General features: G+C 30.6%; 20 protein-coding genes. 16 read left to right on the forward strand and 4 right to left on the reverse strand.

All coding sequences use genetic code 11. From position 1 onward, the window contains the following. Nucleotides 1-218: 218 nt before the first annotated feature. Together FGK85_RS05070 and FGK85_RS05075 are read right to left on the reverse strand one after the other, a co-directional pair. A complete protein-coding gene (locus tag FGK85_RS05070) occupies nucleotides 219-1,346 on the reverse strand; it encodes an RNA-guided endonuclease InsQ/TnpB family protein (protein WP_138204354.1) in 1,128 nt (375 codons plus the stop codon). Nucleotides 1,347-1,593: 247 nt separating this feature from the next. Beyond that, on the reverse strand, nucleotides 1,594-2,010 hold the full coding sequence (locus tag FGK85_RS05075; RefSeq protein ID WP_138204356.1) for an NUDIX hydrolase: 417 nt from the start codon (nucleotides 2,008-2,010) through the stop codon (nucleotides 1,594-1,596). A gap of 684 nt (nucleotides 2,011-2,694) precedes the next feature. Here FGK85_RS05075 and FGK85_RS05080 point away from each other — a divergent pair. The 15 genes from FGK85_RS05080 to FGK85_RS15280 all read left to right on the forward strand — a co-directional run bounded on the left by FGK85_RS05080 (nucleotide 2,695) and on the right by FGK85_RS15280 (nucleotide 17,575). Beyond that, nucleotides 2,695-3,807 (forward strand): DUF362 domain-containing protein, encoded by a 1,113-nt coding sequence (locus FGK85_RS05080; RefSeq protein ID WP_138204399.1) that lies wholly within the window; start codon nucleotides 2,695-2,697, stop codon nucleotides 3,805-3,807. Nucleotides 3,808-3,898: 91 nt separating this feature from the next. Then, nucleotides 3,899-4,660: a TatD family hydrolase gene (locus tag FGK85_RS05085; protein ID WP_138204358.1), complete on the forward strand. Its 762-nt coding sequence runs from the start codon at nucleotides 3,899-3,901 to the stop codon at nucleotides 4,658-4,660. Nucleotides 4,661-4,864: 204 nt separating this feature from the next. Then, nucleotides 4,865-5,908 carry a 3D domain-containing protein gene (locus tag FGK85_RS05090; protein ID WP_138204360.1) on the forward strand — a complete coding sequence of 348 codons (1,044 nt, stop codon included), beginning with the start codon at nucleotides 4,865-4,867 and terminating at the stop codon, nucleotides 5,906-5,908. Nucleotides 5,909-6,001: 93 nt separating this feature from the next. Further along, the gene (gene rnmV, locus FGK85_RS05095; RefSeq protein WP_138204362.1) at nucleotides 6,002-6,553 is read left to right on the forward strand and encodes a ribonuclease M5; all 552 of its coding nucleotides are present in this window, start codon (nucleotides 6,002-6,004) and stop codon (nucleotides 6,551-6,553) included. After that, nucleotides 6,546-7,385: a 16S rRNA (adenine(1518)-N(6)/adenine(1519)-N(6))-dimethyltransferase RsmA gene (gene rsmA, locus FGK85_RS05100; RefSeq protein WP_138204364.1), complete on the forward strand. Its 840-nt coding sequence runs from the start codon at nucleotides 6,546-6,548 to the stop codon at nucleotides 7,383-7,385. The genes rnmV and rsmA overlap by 8 nt, the downstream gene beginning before the upstream one ends. A 73-nt stretch (nucleotides 7,386-7,458) precedes the next feature. After that, entirely contained in the window at nucleotides 7,459-8,820 is a 1,362-nt protein-coding gene (locus FGK85_RS05105; RefSeq protein ID WP_138204366.1) for a hypothetical protein, read from the forward strand. A 58-nt stretch (nucleotides 8,821-8,878) separates the two neighbouring features. Further along, nucleotides 8,879-9,484 (forward strand): hypothetical protein, encoded by a 606-nt coding sequence (locus FGK85_RS05110; protein WP_138204368.1) that lies wholly within the window; start codon nucleotides 8,879-8,881, stop codon nucleotides 9,482-9,484. An 81-nt stretch (nucleotides 9,485-9,565) separates the two neighbouring features. Then, nucleotides 9,566-10,330: a prolipoprotein diacylglyceryl transferase gene (locus FGK85_RS05115; protein ID WP_138204370.1), complete on the forward strand. Its 765-nt coding sequence runs from the start codon at nucleotides 9,566-9,568 to the stop codon at nucleotides 10,328-10,330. Nucleotides 10,331-10,348: 18 nt separating this feature from the next. Continuing rightward, nucleotides 10,349-11,203, forward strand: a complete 855-nt coding sequence (locus tag FGK85_RS05120) for a YhfM domain-containing protein (RefSeq protein WP_243122807.1) — start codon at nucleotides 10,349-10,351, stop codon at nucleotides 11,201-11,203. Nucleotides 11,204-11,467: 264 nt separating this feature from the next. Beyond that, nucleotides 11,468-12,622 (forward strand): efflux RND transporter periplasmic adaptor subunit, encoded by a 1,155-nt coding sequence (locus FGK85_RS05125; RefSeq protein ID WP_171011332.1) that lies wholly within the window; start codon nucleotides 11,468-11,470, stop codon nucleotides 12,620-12,622. A gap of 10 nt (nucleotides 12,623-12,632) precedes the next feature. Further along, on the forward strand, nucleotides 12,633-13,325 hold the full coding sequence (locus FGK85_RS05130; protein WP_138204375.1) for an ABC transporter ATP-binding protein: 693 nt from the start codon (nucleotides 12,633-12,635) through the stop codon (nucleotides 13,323-13,325). 62 nt (nucleotides 13,326-13,387) lie between these two features. Then, nucleotides 13,388-14,578, forward strand: coding sequence for an ABC transporter permease (locus tag FGK85_RS05135; RefSeq protein ID WP_138204401.1), 1,191 nt, complete (start codon nucleotides 13,388-13,390; stop codon nucleotides 14,576-14,578). A gap of 236 nt (nucleotides 14,579-14,814) precedes the next feature. Then, complete coding sequence (locus FGK85_RS05140; RefSeq protein WP_138204377.1) at nucleotides 14,815-15,666, forward strand: Mrp/NBP35 family ATP-binding protein; 852 nt, start codon at nucleotides 14,815-14,817, stop codon at nucleotides 15,664-15,666. 234 nt (nucleotides 15,667-15,900) lie between these two features. After that, on the forward strand, nucleotides 15,901-17,304 hold the full coding sequence (locus FGK85_RS05145; RefSeq protein ID WP_138204379.1) for a chloride channel protein: 1,404 nt from the start codon (nucleotides 15,901-15,903) through the stop codon (nucleotides 17,302-17,304). Between the two features lie 124 nt (nucleotides 17,305-17,428). Beyond that, nucleotides 17,429-17,575, forward strand: a complete 147-nt coding sequence (locus FGK85_RS15280) for a hypothetical protein (protein WP_171011333.1) — start codon at nucleotides 17,429-17,431, stop codon at nucleotides 17,573-17,575. Between the two features lie 174 nt (nucleotides 17,576-17,749). Here FGK85_RS15280 and FGK85_RS05150 read toward each other — a convergent pair whose 3' ends face one another. Both FGK85_RS05150 and FGK85_RS05155 read right to left on the reverse strand, forming a co-directional pair. Continuing rightward, on the reverse strand, nucleotides 17,750-17,938 hold the full coding sequence (locus FGK85_RS05150) for a hypothetical protein (RefSeq protein WP_138204381.1): 189 nt from the start codon (nucleotides 17,936-17,938) through the stop codon (nucleotides 17,750-17,752). A 55-nt stretch (nucleotides 17,939-17,993) separates the two neighbouring features. Beyond that, nucleotides 17,994-18,836 (reverse strand): DegV family protein, encoded by an 843-nt coding sequence (locus FGK85_RS05155; RefSeq protein ID WP_138204383.1) that lies wholly within the window; start codon nucleotides 18,834-18,836, stop codon nucleotides 17,994-17,996. Between the two features lie 413 nt (nucleotides 18,837-19,249). Here FGK85_RS05155 and FGK85_RS05160 point away from each other — a divergent pair, with 413 nt between their 5' ends. Next, on the forward strand, nucleotides 19,250-21,406 hold the full coding sequence (locus FGK85_RS05160; RefSeq protein WP_138204385.1) for an anaerobic ribonucleoside triphosphate reductase: 2,157 nt from the start codon (nucleotides 19,250-19,252) through the stop codon (nucleotides 21,404-21,406). Nucleotides 21,407-21,466 lie beyond the last annotated feature (60 nt).

The following is a 21,466-nucleotide window of genomic DNA, read 5'->3' on the forward strand; positions in this document are numbered from 1 at the left end:
CGTTACCAAAACTTTATAAAACTTTATAAAAAGATTATATAAGTATATAGTTTTGTTTCTTTCCTACTTCATAATGTCCGATTTTACCCATTTTATAACCTTCTGCAAAAGGTTAAATTGCGGCTACTTTCGTTTGTGTAACACTCCATAGGCTTTGCTATACTTTATTAGTATAGTGGGTTGTAACGATTACCCAGTTTAGTAAATCCTTTATATGATTATACTAAACCATAGTTTGCAAGGTTATATGAAGCATTTTTATCTCTATCACAAGTAAATCCACATTTGCATTTATAAACTCTATCTGAAAGTTTTAAGTCTTTCTTGATATTGCCACAATGACTACAGGTTTTACTTGAAGGATAAAATGTAGGTACTTGAACAAACTTAATACCATACTTTTCACATTTATATTTTATCTGATTGATAAAAATATTAAATCCCTGCTCTGCTATTGCCTTTGATAAGTGCTTATTCTTCATCATATTAGATACTTTTAAATCCTCCATAACTATTCTATATGGTTTGGCTTTCACCATTTTGGAAGTAGTTTGGTGTATATGATTTAATCTAATATTTTTAAGTTTACTATGAAGTTTTTTAATCTTCTTTTCAAGTTTTGCAATGTTCCTGGTTTTTTGGTAACTCTCTCCTTTCTTATTCATAATATATTTTCTTGAACATTGTCTTTGAATTCTTTTTAATTTTTTACTTAGTTTTTTAACTTTGTTTGTTTTATTAACATTCCTAGTGTCTAAATTATCTATATTTGTTATTGCTAATTGAGATATTCCTAAATCAATTCCTAAGCTAAAATCATTTAATTTAACAGTTTTAATATTATCTTCGATGCCTACTGAAAGTACCCATACCCTGCCATTAAAATGCACCCTAGGATTTTTAAACTTTGTTATAGTAGTTAAATCTATATCATAATCTGATTTATATTTAACTTTACCTATCTTTTCAAGATTAACAAAGTTATCTTTAAAATAAATTCTTTCATATCTACTATAAAATCTAGGTTCTGATTTTTTCTTGCTTTTAAATTTAGGAAAGCCACTTCCATTAAAGAAATTAGTATATGCTTTATCTAAATCTCTAATACTCTCTTTAAGTGTTGCATTAGATACTTCATATAACCACTCGTAACCTGCGGTATTCTTCAAAACAGTTAATTGTTTACCTAAATCTGCAACTGATAGCTTTTTACTATTAAGTTTATAGCTATCTATTTGCTTGGCTAACGCCCAATTGTAAACAAATCTCATACAGCCTATATGCTTATGCATTAAAATTATTTGCTCTTGTGTTGGATATAGCCGTATATTTAATGCCTTTATCATGTTTTATCACCTCACTTTGCTATTTATATATCATTATGTTCAATAACTTATTTTTTATAATATTTTGAGGTGATTCTACTAGATAATTTTGAAGCCTATTAAAAAATAGTAGACTTTTATATAGTTTTATAGTCTTTCTTTAACTGTTAACAAGCCTCTTTTGAATATACTATTAATTACCATTGCGTCGCAAAAAAGAAAATTGTAAATTATCAACTATAGGTTGTACTTGCTTTATTTTTTGAATCTATTTTAAAAGTATCTCTTTATATAAAAATATATGTTTTATTATATGCCCAATATCGCCTTCTCCAGCAAATTTTGAAATGTCAAAGAAATTCTGATTTATTTCTATCCATTCTAAATCATTTTCATCTCCATATACAGAAACTTCTTTATTTACACGCCCAACATATACTTCGACCTTAATACTGGGTAAATAATATGTAAAATCCATCAAGTGTGTTAGTGTAATATCATTTTTGGAAATGCCAGTTTCTTCTTCCAATTCACGATAAGCCGCACTTAATCCATCCTCTCCACTTTTAATCTTTCCTCCGACTAAATTGTACAGCCCTTTATATGGGTTCTTTCTTCTCTTACACATAAGAATATTTCTGCACATACTATCAAATGTAGCGATTACATTAAATTCTATATCCATTAATTATCCTCCGTCATTTGAATTAAATTTACTATTATGAATTAACTTATTTTTCAATTATATCATACTTTTGGGAGAAAATATCATAAAAGTGTTTACTCTACACTTAAAGTTGAATTCTATATTTTGCTTTTCACGAGTCTTTTATTGGCGATAGCCGTATTAAATACTAAAACTAAGATTTATACAAACAACTGCCTTACGGCAAAATGAATCGAATTTTAATTACTATTTTATTTTAATAAGTATCATATAACTTTTCGAAAGGCTCCGCCTAAAAGATATTATGAGCGTTTTCTTTTTTTATAACTTAAAGATTTTCTAAATAAAATGAAGAAAATCCACATTATTTGATATTTGATATCTGATATTTATATATTTAGCCTGGCTATCGCCAATAAAAGATTTAATTTAAGCCCTAAAGATAGCTAACACAATTTCACGTTGTGAAATTGTGTTAGCTATCTTTTTTACATTCTAAAATTTTTTGTAATGCAATGAAGAAAAATTATCATTCCCTAGCCCTCTGGTCCTCTAGCACACTAGCACACTAATTTTGGTCCTCTAGCACACTGGCAAACTAGCCCACTGAAAATTGTGACTTCCGTCACAATTTTCCTATTTTGAAATAGCTGTAAAGTGGTGTATAATTGTATTAATATTTAAAGGGTGAGGGTGATGAGTGTGGAAAAGTCAAAGGTTTATTTTATGGATTTGAGGACAAAGTCTGGGAGAAATTTAATAGACAAATTCAACAGCTTATTAATAAAGGCAGGTATAAAGGATATAGATTTTAAGGATAAATTTACAGCTATTAAGATACATTTTGGTGAGCCAGGAAACTTAGCCTATATAAGACCTAATTATGCTGCCGAAGTAGTTAAATTAATAAAAGAATTAGGTGGAAAACCTTTTTTAACAGATTCAAATACACTTTATACTGGTAAAAGAGCAAATGCATTAGATCATTTAGAAACAGCTTATGTACATGGATTTAATCCATTAACAGTGGGATGTCATATTATAATAGCAGATGGAATAAAGGGAAGCAGTTACAGGGAAATAGAGATAAACGGCAAACATTGTAAAACTGCAAAAATAGGAACGGCTATAGCGGATTCAGATATAGTTATTTCTATGAATCACTTTAAGGGACATGATATGACGGGATTTGGAGGAGCCCTTAAAAATTTGGGAATGGGTTCAGGTTCAAGAGGCGGCAAAATGGAAATGCATTCAGCTTCTAAGCCATGGATTAAAAAAGACGAATGTGTGGCTTGTAGAGCATGTATAAAACATTGTCCAGTTGAAGCTATAAGTCTTGATGAACAAAAGAGCGCAGATATAAATTATGATAAATGTATAGGTTGTGGTCAATGTGTTGCAGTATGCAAATTTGGAGCGGCATTGGTAAAATGGGATGAGGCTGCAGATATTGCTAATGAAAAGATAGCGGAATATGCATTGGCTGTGGTTAAAGATAAGCCTAATTTTCATATAAATTTTATAATGAATGTATCACCTAACTGTGATTGTTGGTCACACAATGATGTACCAATAGTACCTGATATAGGTATTGCAGCATCTTTTGATCCTGTGGCTTTAGATATGGCTTCAGTGGATATGGTGAATAATTCACCAGTAGCAAAGGGAAGTGAATTAGAGGAAAAGCATATACATGCAGGTGAAGATAAATTTAATGGATTATATGTAAATACTGATTGGAAATGTAGTGTAGAACATGGAGAGGAAATTGGTTTAGGAAATAGAAATTATGATTTAGTAGTAATTAATTAAAATTAGAAGTAATATAATTAAAGTGTAAAACAATAAAAACTATATATTAATTTTAGAGCTTAAAAATATTGATAAACTCAGGAGGAAAGGTATGATTTTTGATTCACATGCTCATTATGACGATGAATCATTTAATGAGGATAGAGAGCAGGTTATTAAAGAACTTAAGGAAAATGGTATAGTTGGTATTTTGAATTGTGGAGCAGCAATGGAAGGGGCTAGGGATTCAGTTAAGTTAGCTGATAAATATGATTTTTTCTATGCTGCTGTAGGATTACATCCAGAATATGCGGATAAATTAGATGAGGCTGCTGTAGAAGAATTAAGGCAGTTAGCTAAAAATCCAAAAGTAAAGGCTATAGGGGAAATAGGATTAGACTATTATTATGAAGAAAATCCTGAAAGGCAAGTTCAAAGAGAAGCATTTAGAAGGCAGATGGAATTAGCCAGGGAACTTGGATTGCCTGTAGTTATACATGATAGGGATGCTCATGGGGATACACTAGAAATAATTAAGGATTTCCCTGAAGTTAAGGGAGTTGTACACTGTTTTTCAGGAAGTCCGGAATTTGCGAAAGAGTGTTTAAAAATGGGATACTACGTGGGATTTACTGGAGTAGTTACTTTTAAAAACGCAAAAAAGGTTATAGATGTATTAAAAGTGGTTCCAATGGATAGAATATTAGTTGAGACTGATTGCCCATATATGGCACCTGTTCCTTATAGAGGAAAAAGGAACAGATCTGACTATATTAAATTCATAATAGAAAAAATATCAGAAATCAAGGAAATACCAACAGAACAGGTAGAAATAATCACAATAGGAAACACAAAAAACTTGTTTAAAATATGATTTTAGTGTACAATGTATTTAATATTATTAATTTGGAATAAAAAGGCATCTATTTTTTGCTAAAGGCTATTATTATTTTAATAATTTTATATATATTTATGCATGGGATGCATTGGTTAATATGACAAAAGGCATAGGAATTTGACAAAATATGCGAAAACCTATATAATAAATTTTGTCTATGCCAAAGGGAGGTAGTTTACTATGAAACAGAAAGCAAGGGACCTATCTAATAAATATTTTCCCAAGGGTCCAGTAGCTGTACTAGTAGTAATCCTGTTATTTATAGGAGTGACCTTAGGGATTGCTACCATAAAAAAGACAGTTTCAGTAGTAATTGACGGAAAAGAGCAAAAAATAGTTACCTATAGAAGTGACTTAAAGAGAATTCTAGCAGACAATAATATACGGATAGAAAATAAGGACAAAATTAATGTTAGTTTGGACAGTAAGGTAAAAGATGGAGACGAAATAAATATAAAGAAGGCAGTAAATATTAAAGTTAGTGTAGATGGAAAGACTTTGTCTGTGGTAACAGCTGAAAATACTGTTGAGGACATGCTAGATAATGAAGGCATTAAAGTTAAGGATGAGGACAGAATAGAGCCATCTATGGATGAAAAAATCACCAAAGGAATGGATGTTTCTATCACAAGAGTTACTTCTAAAGTTGTTAAAGAGAACAAGGAATTGGATTTTACTACAGTGGTTAAAAAGGATAGTAACCTAGAAGAAGGAAAAAAGAAAGTTATTCAGGCAGGACAAAAGGGTGAAAAAGTTATAGCCACAAGAGTAGTATATGAAGATGGGAAGGAAATTTCTCGCAGGGTAGTAAGTGAAAGCGTAACTAAAAAGCCAGTGGAGCAGTTGGTTGCAGTAGGAACCATGGGAGTGGTAAGACCATCTCGTGGAAGTTCAAGTTTAAACTACAATAGAGTTATAAAAATGAAAGCTACAGCATACACTGCCAGTGAAGCCTGTACAGGAAAAGGTTCAGGTGACCCTTATCAAGGGATAACAGCTACAGGAACAAGAGCTAGGAGAAATCCTAGTGGTTATAGCACTATAGCAGTAGATCCAAGAGTTATACCTTTAGGAACAAAGGTTTATGTAGAAGGTTATGGTTTGGCCATAGCTGAGGATGTAGGTGGTGCTATAAAGGGAAATATAATTGACGTATTTTTAAATAGCAATGCCGAAGCAAATGGCTGGGGCGTAAGATGGGTGAATGTATACATTCTAAAATAGTTAAAAGGAGCTAGTTAGCTCCTTTTTTTCATTGACATATGTAGTAAAAAGAAAGAAAATATTATTTGAAAAGAATTTTTGGAGGAATATATTATGATTAAAGAAGTTATTGTTGTAGAAGGCAGAGATGATATTACAGCAGTAAAAAATGCTGTAGAAGCGGAGGTTATAGCTGTAGGTGGATTTGGTATAAATAAAAAGGTAATAGATAAAATAAAAGAAGCTCAGAAGAGACAGGGAGTTATAGTTTTAACGGACCCAGATTTTGCAGGAGAGAAAATTAGAAAAATAATATCTAAAAGAGTAGAAGGCATTAAACATGCGTACATATCAAAAGTTGATGGAATTAAAGATGGGGACATTGGGGTGGAAAATGCATCACCAGAAGTTATAAGAAGGGCTTTAGCACAGGCAAAATGTGAGCAAAAGGAGAAAAGACAGGAATTTACCATAGAAGATATGCTTTATTTTAAATTAAGTGGATATAATAATTCAAAGGATAGAAGAGATAAATTAGGTAAAGAACTAGGTATAGGTTACGGTAATGCTAATCAGTTTTTATCTAGATTAAATAATTATGGAATATCTAAGGAAGAGTTTATTAAGGCCATGGAAAAGGTTGATAAGGAGAGTAACAATGGATAATTTTAAAACTAAAAATATAGTTGAAAAATATGGGTTTAAATTTAGCAAAAGTTTAGGGCAAAATTTCTTAATTGATGATACGGTTCTTTATGATATAGTGAATGGGGCACAGGTAAATCAAGAGGATTTAGTAATAGAAATAGGACCAGGGGTAGGAACATTAACTAGAGTATTGTTAGATAGGGCTAAAAAGGTATGCTCTATAGAATTAGATTCTAGACTTATACCAATACTTTCAGAGGAGCTGAAAGATTATGAAAACTTTCAATTGATACATGAGGATGCACTAAAGGTTGATTTTAATAAAATAATTGGAGAGGAAAAAAGCGTAAAGGTTGTAGCAAATTTACCTTATTATGTTACCACTCCAATAATATCTAATTTACTTACTGGCGGATATAAATTTAAGTCATTAACTATAATGATACAAAAGGAAGTAGCAGAAAGAATAGATGCAAATCCTGGATGTAAAGATTATGGTGCACTTACTTTGTTAGTTCAATATTTTTGCAATACAAAAATTTTAAGAAAAGTTTCACCAGGATGCTTTATACCAAGTCCTAAAGTTGATTCTATGGTAATAAGATTGGATAGAACAGAGGTGCCAAAAGTTCAGGTGGAGGATGAAAAACTATTTTTTAGGGTGGTAAGAGATGCTTTTGCTATGAGAAGAAAAACTTTATGGAATGGACTAAAAAATATAGGAATATCTAAGGAAAAATTAGAAGAGGCATTTAAAATGGCAAATATAGATCCTAAGAGAAGAGGAGAAACTTTAAGCTTAGAGGAATTTGCTAATTTATCTAACCATATATACATGCAAAGTAAATAATTTTATAAGTAGGTTCACTTTTACAAAAGTCTCACATATATTATAATGAATAATATTAATGGAGGGACTAGTTTTGGCTTCTAAAAAAAGTTATAGTAGATATTTTATTATACTTCAAGAAGATGAAAGAGGATTTGGATTATCTTCAGGTAAGGCTCCTACAGGATACGCTAAAATAGAGACAAAAAACTCAAAGTGCAAAATATCCTATTATGTTCAAAATTTAAAGCCTGATGATAAGTATTCTATGTTACTTATATGTGGTAAGAAGGGGTGCAAAAGCTTAATAAATATAGGTAATATGAGGTTAGATGAGCAGGGTAGAGCTGATGTAAGTTATGAGTACGATGAAGAAAACATAGGTGGAAGCAATACATCAGTAGATAAGATAATAGGTGCAGCTATAGCTAGAATAATGGACAATAATGTCATATCCTTAATGAGTGGATTTATTACTACGGATATACCTAAGGATTGGAAAACCTACAATATGATAAATATAAATGATAATAGGGAGTTAGGTAACATATTTGATAGCTATGAAGCGGAAATAGAGAGAAGTAAGGAAACAATAGAGGATAACCACAAAGAATTAAAGGCTAGTGAAAAGTCAAAGGCAAAATACACCAAGGCACCAGAAAATAAGAATTTCAACGAAAAAGATAATAGAGAAAAAACTGAAGAAGCTAAAAAGGAATGTACAGGGGAAAATAAAAAGGCAGTTGAAAATGAAGACAGAAAAGAATATGAAGAAATAGAAAATAAAGTACAGATTAATGAAAATAATCAAAATGAGCAATTGGAAATAAACAATGAAAATATAGATATTAATAAAGAGAGGAATAAAGATATAGAAGATGAAATAAATGATATTAGTGAAAATCAACACCATGTAGAAAATATAGAAGAGATAAACGAAAATGGTAAGAAAAATAGCCAAAAAATCACACAAAAAAATCAAGATATTAGGGATAATAAGTGTGATTGTATAGAAAAAAATCAATATCCTATGAAATCCATGGAAAATTTCTTTGAGGATTTAGGTAATGGATTTGAAAAATACTGTGATATCTTCCCTAAAATCCATAAAAGTGTGTGGTATAAAATACCTGCAGAAGATATAGAGCATATGTGTGATATGTCAGATTATGATAAATATGTGATTATGTATTATCCTATGATAAATTACTATTCTTATATAAAAGATTATAAACATTATTTAGTTGGATACAAGTATGATGAGAATTGTAAAATTAAATATATAATGTATGCTATACCGGGAAGCAAATCTCCAAATTGTCAGCCATTTAAAGGGAAAACAGGCTTTGTTACATGGATGAAGAGTTATAATTTAGATGAAAATCAAGGATATTGGATAATGTTTTATGACTTTAAAAATTATAACATATTGATACCTGTAAAGAAAAACAAGTAATATATAAAATCATCTATGCATATAGTACTATTACAGGAATATATGCAGGGGGAAGTTTATGATTAAGGTCATAAAAATAAATAGAAAAAGGGTTGGAATATCTTTAATTTTAATAGGACTTATATTTATTCTAGTGGTTTTTCAAAAGAATTTATATGGGAGACTTAAGCTTACGGCATTAATTCATAATGATATAAAATCTTTAAAGGAATACCATATGCTTAATACGTACCTTTATAAACTCCCAGAAAATTGGCATACAAGACTAAGAGAATTTCCTGGTGAGGAAATAATATATCATAATGAATTTATTTCACAAGATAATGTTATAAAGGGATTAGTTCAGGTTTGGAATATAAATATTAGTTTAGAAAAGTTTTTAGAAAATAGTAAAGAAGTATCTTTAAAACAAAACATTATTAAAGACTACAAGATACAAAGCATAGATTTAGGCGGAAATAAAGCATATGAAGTAACATATCTAATACAGGATAAAGAAAAGAATATATATAGGTCCTTTGAGTATTTTATTCCTAGAAAAGGTGGATTTGTTAGGTTTTCTTTCTTTGTGAATAATGATAAATTTAAAGATAGCATGCTTTCTGTATTTAGAACAATAGTAAGCACTTTAGAAAATACAGGTATGAATAAAACATTTGATTAAATTTTAGTAAAGTATTATAATTTATATAATGGAAAAGAGAAGTTTAACTTCTCTTTATTTATTTAATAGGAGGATGGCATCATGAGACCTATATTATTTGAAGTGTTTGGTATAAAAGTATATGGCTATGGAACTATGATAGCTATAGGAATATTAGCGGCAATTATACTATTGAATTACAGGGTGAAAAAAAGAGAGTATAATGAGGACAAGATAAGCAACATGACTATTATAGCAATAATATCTGGTGTATTAGGTGGAAAGCTATTATTTGTAATTACTGAATTTAAGAACATTATAAAGGATATATCCATACTTAAAGATTTACAATATGGTTTTGTTATATATGGTGCCATATTAGGGGGAACTCTAGGGGTATATATTTATTGCAAAAAAAATAAATGGAGAATATTAGATGTATTCGATTTAGTAATACCAACAATACCATTGGCTCAAGGTTTTGGAAGAATAGGATGTTTTTTAGCAGGATGCTGCTATGGAAGAGCCACAGATAGTTGTTTGGGTGTGGAGTTTATGAATTCTGATTTTGCACCAGCAGGAATACATGTACATCCAACTCAAATATATTCTTCAATTTTTGATTTTGCTCTTTGTATTTTTTTATTGTGGTATGACAAGAAAAATAAAAAAGAGGGAAGAGTTTTTGCTATGTATTTTATATTATATGGCATAGGAAGATTTTTAGTGGAGTTTTTAAGAGATGACCCAAGAGGAAATGTAGGAATACTTTCAACTTCACAATTTATTAGCATAATTATGGTTATAGTTGCGATTTTGGTGTTTAATATAGATAAGATTTTAAAAAGAAAAAAGGAAGAAATTTAGTACTAGGAGGAACTAAAATTGTTAAAAAAGTGGAGAAAAGTCATTGCAACCATTATAGTGCTAACATTGCCTTTTGCGTTCACTGGGTGTAATAAAATAGATAAATTAAAAGTTAAAATGGGGCTTATGAATGAAGATTTTCAGTATATTAAGGATGGAAGAATCAATAAAATAGTAATTCAAAGTACTAGAGATAAAGGTTTTAGATTTATAGTAGAGGATAAAAAAGCCATAAGTGGCATGTATGATATTTTATCTTCAGCTAAGAAAGTAAATACCAAAACTACATTAAAGCCAGATTATATATTTGAAATGTATGAAAATGATGAAAGTGTGCATCAATTTAAATATATAGTTGGTATAGATAGAAAAAGCAGTGGCGGAAATTTATATGATGAGGATAATAATGTATACATAGTTTCAGGAAGACTTGATAATGATATAATAAAGAATTTTTGGAACATAAGAGTTCCAGAGAAATTTTCTAAAGTATATTATGGATCATTAATTCAAACACTGAAAAAATATAGTGATACCTATAGTCCTAATTCAACTATTGGAATAGAATTAAATGATGATGTGGAAGCTAGAAAGTTTTTATTATCTTCAGATATAGAACAATTTAAAGAAGATATAAAAAGTAAAAAAATAAATGCAGAAATAGTAGAAGATGAAAATAAGAAATATGATATAGTTATGAAGATAAGTACAGAAGGCTATAAGTCCTTCTTATACAAGGGAATAGTACAATTTGAGGATAATACTAAAAATCAAAATAAAAAATACTATATATGGAATGTATATGATAAAGGAGACTGGGAAATAAGAATTTTCCAAGATAAAGCGCCTGTTATAGATGATAAAGAATTTTAAACCAGATGCAAATCTGGTTTTTTCTATATGTAGAGAGCTTTAGAAATAGGTGTGTAAGTTGACTGGTATATAATTTAATATTACAATTATTTTATCCGATGACTACCTGCCGTAACACTCCCACTTCTAACAAAGTGGGAGATAACGGCAGCTACGTCCCTGGATAACGATCTCTAACCTTCAGTTGGAGTAAAAACTCCATCTGAAGCTAAGAGTTCTGTTTATGCTCAAATGATTATAATGAGATTTTATGGAGGGAATAATATGGCTAAGAAAAAGAAAGTTATTTTATGGCTTATACCTGTTGTAATTATAGGTATTTTCATTTATATGGGAATGGCTAATAAGAACAGAAACAAGCATAACAAGGTTAAAACAGTAAAGGCAACTACAGGAAATTTGGAAGCTTATTTATCTACCAGTGGAAAAATAAGATCTAAAAGTATAAAGGAGTACTTTGGTACTCAGGGAAAGGTTAAGGCAGTTAATGTTAAAGTAGGGCAACAGGTTAAGAAGGGCCAAGTACTTATAAAATATGATGTGCCTAATTTAAATTTAGCCGTAAGACAGGCAGAAATTCAATATGATAATGCAGTTCTTCAAAGAAAAGAGTTAATATCACAAAGGGATAGTATAAAAAATAATAAAGCAGATATTGATGATAAAATATCCAACCTTCAAGGAAGTACAAAACCACAAGATTTACAAGCTATTGAAGAATTGAAGATTACCAAAAGTAAACTTCAAGATATTTCAGATGAAAAAATGAAACAAGCGGATAATGCAGTAGAATTGGCTAAGATAGCTTTAAATAATGCAAAAGAGAATGAAAACAAAAGTAAAAGTAGCATAGTATGTGAAAAAGATGGTATAGTTACGGCCTTAAATGCAAAAGAGGGAGCTATGGATAGCGGAGCTCAGCCAGTGGTAGTGGTACAAGATATTAGTGATCTAGAAGTAGTTATGTCTTTAAATAAATATGATTCTTTAAGGGTAAAGGTAGGTCAAGAGGCTATAGTAATAAGTGGAGGAAATAAGTATAAGGGAAAAATATCATCTATGGATCCAGTGGCAAAGGAGGAAATATCTGCTGCCGGAAGAGAAAATTCTCTTGGGGTTTATTTAGATATTTTAGATAAAGGTAGTGATTTAAAAATAGGATTTGATGTGGATGTAGATATATTAGTAGAAAAAACAGAAAAAACTTTAAAGGTACCTACAGAAGCTATAAAATTTGATAAAAAGGGAACTAGCTTTGTATATATAGTAAAGGATGGCAAGGCGGAAGAAATAAAAGTAAAGGTAGGTATTCAATCTGATACAGAAACAGAAGTTTTAAGTGGATTAAGCAATGGGGAAAAAGTTATATTAAATCCTAATGAATCTATTAAAAATGGTGTTTTGGTAGAGGAAGTTTAGGAGGGGAAATATGTTAGAGGTAAGAAATATAGTAAAAACATATGTTACAGGTGAATTGGATTTTACAGCATTAAAAGGTATAAATTTAACAATAGAAAAGGGTGAATTTACTTCTATAATGGGTCCATCTGGCTCTGGAAAGTCTACTTTTATGAATATACTTGGATGCTTAGATAATCAATATAAAGGTGAGTATATATTAAATGGAAACGATATATCAAATTTAAAAGATGATGATTTAGCCCATATAAGAAATAAAGATATAGGATTTGTGTTTCAGGCTTTTAATTTGCTACCTAGAATGACATTATTGGAAAATGTGGAGCTTCCCATGATATATGCAGGTGTACCACTTAAGGAACGAAGAAAAAAAGCTGTAGAGGCATTGGAAAAGGTAGGATTAGGAGATAGAATTAAACACAAGTCTAATGAAATATCTGGAGGACAAAAGCAAAGAGTAGCTATAGCAAGGGCCATAGTAAATAATCCTAAAGTAATAATGGCAGATGAACCTACAGGTAACTTAGATACTAAGTCCTCTGTTGAAATAATGAAGATATTTCAAAATCTAAATGAAGAGGGAGCCACAGTGGTTATGGTTACCCATGAGGAGGATATTGCTAGATATACCAAAAGAATTGTTAAATTTAAGGATGGAGAGATAGTTTTAGATAAAATGGTGGGAAATAGGATAATTTTGTAAATAAATTCGGGTAGAGAAAGGAGGTATTTCTGGTGAATTTTAATTTATATGAAAACTTAAAAATGGCTATAGAAAGTATAAAAGCTAATAAGTTAAGATCCTTTCTTACAATGCTGGGGATAATAATAGGCATAAGTTCTGTAATAACTATTATTTCCCTAGGAGATGGAGCTAGAGAGAGCATAACGGGAGAATTTGAAAAGATAGGGGCCTCTATAGTAAATATTAAAGTGGATAGTTCTAAGGCGGATAGAAATGATTATATACAATTAAAAGATGTAAAAGTATTAAAGGATAGGGTTGACTCAATAAAATATGTAACCCCAGTGATACAAAAGAGAGGAAAGGCTGCTTCGGATAAAAAGAATAGATTTGCTATTCTTACTGGTGGAAATACTGATTTAGCATATGTTCAAAATGTAGAGGTTTTGTACGGAAGGTTTTTTAATGAAAGAGAGTATGTTCAGGGGGAACCGGTGGTAGTTATAGATAAAATGTCTGCAAGATCACTGTTTGGATATGAAGATGTAGTTGGGAAAAGCATAAAGGTAGGAGAAAAAACTTCTATGAAAAAAGCTAAAATAGTAGGTGTAATAAAAGGCTTTGAAAGCCCATTTGTGGGTGAAGAACAGGAAGAAGAAATGACATTATTTATATATACTCCAATAACTTTTATTCAAACTATTTATCCTAATGATTTTTATATAGATAGTTTATTTATAATGGCAAACTCAAAAGAGACAAGTGAATACGCTGGAAATGCTGCCATGAACATATTATATAGTAGACATGGCAATAGAAGCAAAAATGTATACAATGCAGAAAATGTATTAAAGCAATTAGAACAGGTAAATAAGGTTTTAGGTATATTTACAGCATTTATAGGAGCTGTAGCTGCTATATCTTTATTAGTTGGCGGTATAGGAGTTATGAATATAATGCTTGTTTCAGTTACGGAAAGAACAAGGGAAATTGGTATAAGAAAGGCAATAGGAGCTACCACTAAGGACATATTAATGCAGTTTTTAACAGAATCTGTGATAATATCCCTTATAGGTGGAATAATAGGAATGCTAGTGGGAATCGGTGGAGCAGAATTAATAGGTATGGCAGCGAAAATTTCTCCTAATATTTCTTTAAAAGTAATATTGGGCACCATATTATTCTCTTCAGCTGTTGGGATTTTCTTTGGAATATATCCAGCAAAAAAAGCTGCTAAATTAAATCCTATAGACGCACTTAGATATGAGTAATTATTTTAATTTGAAATGTAAAATTTAGAATGTAAAATATAGAATGAAGGTTAAAATTCCTAAGGAATTTTTTGATTTTAAATTTAAAAATTTTACTTTATTAGTGTAAAAGCTCAAGTAGGAGTAAATAGATACTGGAAAGTTTAGTGCCTATGGTGGTATAATTTTAAATATACGGAATTGGTATATTAGGCATTTTGAGGGGTTAGTGGTACTAAGAAAAGGAGGCGGAAGGTATGAGTACATGTGATACATGTCCAAGTAAAGGAAATTGCAATACTAAAAATAAATGTGAAGAAGCTAAGTTGCTACCTAAGTACGGTAAAATAAAGAACGTTATAGGGGTTATAAGTGGAAAAGGCGGCGTTGGTAAATCTACAGTAACAGGAATACTTGCTACAAAACTTGCTAAAAAAGGTTATAAAGTAGGGGTTTTGGATGCAGATATTACAGGACCATCTATGCCAAGATTTTTTGGAATAAATAATAAAAGAGCTGCTATGTATCCTGCAGGGGATGGCAATGAGGTTAAATTTGAGCCAGTTACTACAAAGTTAGGTATAAAGGTAAATTCTTTGAATTTGTTAACAGAACAAGAGGATGAGCCGGTTATATGGAGAGGACCTGTAATTACTGGCGTGCTAAACCAAATGTACAGGGATACTATGTGGGAGGAATTAGACTACCTTTTAATAGATATGCCTCCAGGCACAGGAGATGTGGCATTAACAGTAATGCAAACTATGCCTGTAACTGGAATGGTAATAGTATCCACTCCACAAAACATGGTATCTATGATAGTTAAGAAAGTTGTAACTATGGCTGAAAAACTTAACATAAATCTTTTAGGTGTAGTTGAGAATATGGCTTATGTAGTTTGTGGAAAATGCGGAGAAAAGACAAGAATATTTAGTAAAAAATCAGGGGAAGAACATGCAAAGTATTTAAATATACCATTACTTGCAGAGATGCCTGTGGATTTAGATTTGGTAGAAAACATGGAAAGTGGAAATGCGGAGGAATACATAGGGGATAATAAAAACTATGATGAATTAGTAGAAAATATGTTAGAGCAATATGGGAAGTAAAAATTGACAATTGACAATTGACAATGGACAATTAAGTAAGAGGTAAGAGGTAAAAAAATAAATAAAAAATAGTAGATGTAAAAAAGAGCTGCAGAGGATGGGGCTCTTTTTTATTTGAAAAAAATATTGAAAAAATTTTCTTACAATATTTAAAATGACGTTAAAAGAGGTTTATAATAAAAAAGGGGAATTTAATGATGAAAATAGTAAATAAATGCGATAAGGGGGAATAAAATGAAGAAATTTCTTAAGAAAGACATGGTAGAAGAATCTATAATGATTGGAAGCACTATAAAATGGATTTTGTTATCTATATTTGTAGGTTTAACTGTGGGATTTGCCATTGGCATTTTTGTAAAAATAGTAGCAGCAGGAGAAGGTATTGTACAACAGGGATTTAAATATTATTATCTGCTATTACCTGTTATATTTTTCATATGTAGCTTAATAGTTTTAAAATTAGCTCCGGATGCAGAAGGACATGGTACGGAAAAGGCTATAGAATCTATACATAAAAGAGCTGGCAAGATGGATGTAAAGGCTATGCCAGTAAAATTATTCACTACATTTTTAACTATAATATTTGGAGGTTCTGTAGGTGAGGAAGGACCGGCTACTCAGATAGGAGCAGGTATAGCATCATTTTTCTCCAGATTCTTAAATATGAATGATATAGATAGAAAGAGATTTGTTATATGTGGAATTAGTGCGGGATTTGTGGGAGTATTTGGATCTCCTGTAGGTGCTGCAGTTTTTGCTGCGGAGGTTTTATATATAGGTAGATTTTCTTATTTATCCCTTTTGCCAGCTTTAATTTCATCTTATGTAAGCTATTCTGTGGGAAGATTTTTAGGAACTAAACCACTTTTAATATATTTAGTTGATTTTAAAAGATCTAATCCAAGCATGATGTTTATTAAAATGGTAGCATTTGGAGTGTTCATTGGGATACTAGCTAATATATTTATAATTATAGTAAATTCAATTGAAGCATTTTTTAAGAAATTAAAGATATATAAACCTGTGAAAGGTATCATAGGAGGAATAATTTTAATAGCAATTGTAATTATAAGTGGAAGCACGGATTCCATTGGCATGGGAGAAGAAATAATAAATAAGGCTGTAACAGGAGAAAGTGTTGGTAGGTTTGCATTTATAGGTAAAATGATTACCTCATCTGTAACCTTAGCTTCTGGAGGAAATGGTGGAATACTAACCCCTATGGCGTATATAGGGGCTACAGCAGGTAGTACTTGGGCAGCTTTGATACATGGACATGCATCCTTTTATGCAGCTATGGGAATGGTATGTTTTTTAGCAACATGTTCCAATACACCTTTGGCAGGTATAATAATGAGTATGGAATTATTTGGAGCCGAGGTTGGCACTTATTCTTCCATAGTATGTGTTATAGGTTATTTAATAGTAGGACATAAGAGTATTTATCCAACACAAGTATTAAAGATATCTAAAACTCCATCTATTTGTATGAAGGAAGATTGTGAGATAGGATTAGGAGGAGAATTTAAAATAAATAATTCTCGTAAGAATATTTTAGGAAAGGTTATGGAATTGGATAAATTGGAGTTTGTGGAGGAAGTAGGAAGTGACAATGGACAATTGACAATGGACAATTGACAATGGACAATGTAGAATTAAGAATTAAGTAAGAGGTAAGAGTGAAAAGATTAGGTACTGGGTGTCAGGTACTAGGTGCTAGGAAAGGATGATTTTCCTCCACTGTGTTATGGAAAATCTTTAATTGAATATGAATAACGGTATAGAAAGAAAAGATATAACTGTTTCATTAAACAAAGCAGTTATATCTTTTCTTTTAGGGTTTAAAAATCTTTTATTGGCGATAGCTAGCGAAAATATAGAAATATTAAATATCAAACATCAAATATAAAATATAAAATATAAAATATCAAATAATGTTGAAATTCCTATGGAATTTCTTAAATTTATATTTTCTTAAAACTCCCTCAGGAGTTTTATCCGTCAATCTTACTTCTTACTTTTTATATCTTACTTATATCTTCCCTTTTCTTCCTACAAATTAAGATTTAGAGTGTCACTTAAATTATATAAAGAAATCAATTACTTTGTTTGAAGTTGAAGATGAGGATAGGGAACTGCCCATAGAAATATCAACATTATCTCCTATTTTTGAGTCTTTAGGTAGTCTGGTAACAGAAATATCCATAGTGGTACCATCTTCAAAATTTATAAAGGCATCTGTTTCGTTCATATCTATTATTTTACCAATCATAAAATATCACCTTTCTTAAATATATTTAATGATATTTTATGTAGTTTACCATTTTTTATTCTTCAAATAAAGCTATACCCAATAAACCAGGTCCAGTATGCACACCAGCGGCAGGACTTATTTCTCCTGTATACAAGGAGGTTATATTAGGAAATTTAGAAACAACATTAAATAATTTTTTACATTCCTCTTCTGCTCCACCATGCATAACGTACACTTTACATTTGCATTTTTCTACAATTTCTTGAACTATGGACAATAGCTTATTTATAGCTTGTTTTTTTCCTCTAGTTTTTGCAACGGTGTAGTACGTACCTTCTTCATCAAGAGATATTATAGGTTTAATATTAAGAAGTTGCCCAATTGCACCGGAAACCTTTCCTATTCTCCCACCCTTTTTCAAATATTCAAGGGTGTCTACTAAATAGTATAAGTGCACTTTATCCCTTATACTAGGCAAAAGTTCTATTATTTTATCAAAGGGATTGCCGCCAGATATAAGTTTTGCACATTGTTCAACAATAATTCCCTCACCGATACTTATGAGTTTTGAATCAAATACATGAGTATTTATTTTTGGATGATCATCACTTATTAATTTTATAGCATTAAATGTACCAGATAAATTTGAAGATACAGGTATTGCTATAGCATGAGTGTAGTCCTCTTTTTCTAGATCTATATACAGATTATTGATTTCATCCATAGATGGTAGTGAAGTGGTAGGGACTTCTTCTGGCATTCTATCATAAACATCTTTAGGAGTTATATTTATTCTATCTAAAAATTCTTTTCCTTTGTATATTATTTTTAAAGGTAAAACCTTTATATTATAATTATCAACAATTTCTTTATTTAAATCAGAAATGCTATCAGTTATCAAAGCTATTTTATTCAAAATATTTTCCTCCTAACCTGTTGATGCTTTAATTATAAAATTAATTTACATTAATGGCAATACTTTAGTTAAAAAACCCATGTAGTTACTAAAGGTAAATGACTACGTAGTATTTTTAATCAGTTATAAGGTATTTATGGAGTATGGAGAAATTCTAATAGTTAAGTTCAATTTATTTTTGTGTTAAATTAAATAGTTATTCAAAAAACATGCCTTTATCCCTTTTAAATCAATAAGTAACGTGTTATTATATATTTTCAATTGCCAAATAGGTACAAGAAACAGTATAAAAATTAGCTACGAAGTTCTAAATTAACTTTATATATATTTTAAGTTAATTTTAAGATTGATATAAATGTGTAAGTGCAGTATAATAGCACAGTACAATATATAGTGGTCGGAGGGGTTAAATAATGCTACATGTTGTTAAAAGAGACGGGAGAACCGTTGAGTTTAATGCTTCTAAGATAGCTGGAGCTATAAGAGGAGCTGCAGATGAAATAGGTTCTAAACTTAAAGAAAGTGAAATAATAGAGCTTACACAAAAGTGTATAGAAAGGGTAGAACAGATAAAAGATCAAAAGGTAAATGTAGAACAAATTCAAGATTTAGTAGAAGATACTTTAATAGCACAAGGTTATAAGGACATTGGGGCAGCGTATTTTAACTACAGAAGAGAGAGAACAAAAATTAGAGACATAAAGTCTGATTTGATGAGAGCTATAGAGAAAATTGGAGTGGAAACAGATAGGGATAATGCTAATGTTGGCAATAATTTTTCATCTAAGCTTTTAAGAATAGCTTCTGAATCTAATAAGTGGCATAATTTAGCCATGATGCCTAAGAAATTAGCAAAAGCCCATGAGAATGGAGATTTATATTATCATGATTTAGATAGTTATAATTTAACTACTAATTGTCTAAACATAGAAACGGGTAAAGTGTTAAAAAGAGGTTTTAACACAGGATACGGTACTATAAATCCACCTAAAAGAATAGAAACTGCTGCAGAACTTTCATGTATACTTCTTCAAAGCACTCAAAATGATATGTTTGGTGGTCAGGCTCATGTGAATTTTGATAATGATATGGCTGATTTTATACCTAGCACAAGAGAAGAAGTTATAGAAGAAGTATTAGCAGTACTTAGGGATGTACCGGAATATGAGGGTGTAACAGAAGAGAATATAGATAAAAATCCTCGTATTAAGGAATTAGTTAATAAAAAACTAGAAAAAAGAATTCATCAAGCTATGCAAGGTATAGTTTATAATTTGAATACAATGCATTCTAGAGCTGGTTCTCAGGTACCATTTTCATCTATTAATATTGGAATTCCTAAAAATGATGATGCAGCACTTATATGTAGAATTTTCTTAGAGGAATATGAAAATGGATTAGGAAAAGGAGAACAACCTATATTCCCTAATATAATATTCAGAGTAAAAGCAGGGGTAAATAGAGAAGAAAGTGATCCTTACTACTATTTATATCAATTAGCTTGCAGGGTTGCAGCTAAGAGAATGAATCCTATGTTTATGAATATAGATGCTGACTTTAATAAGGCTTATTATGATAGAGGAATAATGCCAGCAACTATGGGTTGTAGAACCTATGTATGTTCTAACATAAACGGTGAAGAAGGACCTCAAGGAAGAGGAAATATAGCACCAGTAACAATGAATTTACCTAGAATTGGTATATTAGCAAAAGGGGACTTGAATAAGTTTTTTGATATTTTAAATTTAAGATTAGAGATGGCAAGGGAAGCTTTATTACATAGATATGGTGTACTTAAAACTTTAAGAGTTAAAGACCTTCCATTTGTGGCAGGACAGCGCTTAATGAAAGGATCTGAAAACTTAGGAGATAACGACTTTATAGAACCTATTTTAAAACAAGGAACTTGGGGAATAGGATTTATAGGTCTTACTGAAACATTAACTGCTTTAATAGGAAAACATCACGGAGAAAGTAATGAAGCTCAAGAATTAGGTATAAAAATTATAAGTACCATAAGAGAATTTTGCGATAAGTATAAAGAAATAGATAGGTTAAATTATTCTTGTTATGCAACTCCAGCAGAAGGATTATCAGGTAAGTTTATACTTCAAGATAAAGCTATATTCGGAGAAGTACCTGGGGTTACAGATAAGGATTATTATACTAATAGTTACCATGTACCTGTATATTTCCCTATATCCATAAAGGAAAAGATAGATATAGAAGCACCTTATCATAAACTATGTAATGGTGGACATATAACTTACATAGAACTAGATGATTATCCACAACCAGAAGATGTTAAGAGCATCATAGATTATGCGTACAAGAATACTAATATAAGCTATATGGGTATAAATTTCCATATTAAATACTGCAGAGATTGTGGAACTTATTTAAATAACGGTGAGCATAAATGTACTAAATGTGGAAGCTTAAATATACAAGGTATATCAAGGGTTACAGGATACCTAAGTTTAGATGAAAGATTCGGCAGTGGTAAAGTAGCTGAGAGAGCTGATAGAACTTCTCATACAGAAGCTCATAGAGCATTTTATAATGTATAGTGTATAAAACATTAATAATTCAACTTTCGAAGTTATAAAATAAAAATATAAAATTTGCAG

Source organism: Haloimpatiens lingqiaonensis, from assembly GCF_901447495.1.
GTDB classification, from domain to species: domain Bacteria; phylum Bacillota; class Clostridia; order Clostridiales; family Clostridiaceae; genus Haloimpatiens; species Haloimpatiens lingqiaonensis.

Excerpts from the sequence above, each read along its gene's own strand:
- FGK85_RS05090 (WP_138204360.1), top strand. The coding sequence starts at position 4,865 with ATGAAACAGAAAGCAAGGGACCTATCTAATAAATATTTTCCCAAGGGT.
- FGK85_RS05110 (WP_138204368.1), top strand. The coding sequence starts at position 8,879 with ATGATTAAGGTCATAAAAATAAATAGAAAAAGGGTTGGAATATCTTTA.
- FGK85_RS05160 (WP_138204385.1), top strand. The coding sequence starts at position 19,250 with ATGCTACATGTTGTTAAAAGAGACGGGAGAACCGTTGAGTTTAATGCT.
- rsmA (WP_138204364.1), top strand. The coding sequence starts at position 6,546 with ATGGATAATTTTAAAACTAAAAATATAGTTGAAAAATATGGGTTTAAA.
- FGK85_RS05145 (WP_138204379.1), top strand. The coding sequence starts at position 15,901 with ATGAAGAAATTTCTTAAGAAAGACATGGTAGAAGAATCTATAATGATT.
- FGK85_RS05150 (WP_138204381.1), bottom strand. The coding sequence starts at position 17,938 with ATGATTGGTAAAATAATAGATATGAACGAAACAGATGCCTTTATAAAT.
- rnmV (WP_138204362.1), top strand. The coding sequence starts at position 6,002 with ATGATTAAAGAAGTTATTGTTGTAGAAGGCAGAGATGATATTACAGCA.
- FGK85_RS05130 (WP_138204375.1), top strand. The coding sequence starts at position 12,633 with ATGTTAGAGGTAAGAAATATAGTAAAAACATATGTTACAGGTGAATTG.
- FGK85_RS05135 (WP_138204401.1), top strand. The coding sequence starts at position 13,388 with ATGGCTATAGAAAGTATAAAAGCTAATAAGTTAAGATCCTTTCTTACA.
- FGK85_RS05075 (WP_138204356.1), bottom strand. The coding sequence starts at position 2,010 with ATGGATATAGAATTTAATGTAATCGCTACATTTGATAGTATGTGCAGA.
- FGK85_RS05140 (WP_138204377.1), top strand. The coding sequence starts at position 14,815 with ATGAGTACATGTGATACATGTCCAAGTAAAGGAAATTGCAATACTAAA.
- FGK85_RS05115 (WP_138204370.1), top strand. The coding sequence starts at position 9,566 with ATGAGACCTATATTATTTGAAGTGTTTGGTATAAAAGTATATGGCTAT.
- FGK85_RS05125 (WP_171011332.1), top strand. The coding sequence starts at position 11,468 with ATGGCTAAGAAAAAGAAAGTTATTTTATGGCTTATACCTGTTGTAATT.
- FGK85_RS05085 (WP_138204358.1), top strand. The coding sequence starts at position 3,899 with ATGATTTTTGATTCACATGCTCATTATGACGATGAATCATTTAATGAG.
- FGK85_RS05070 (WP_138204354.1), bottom strand. The coding sequence starts at position 1,346 with ATGATAAAGGCATTAAATATACGGCTATATCCAACACAAGAGCAAATA.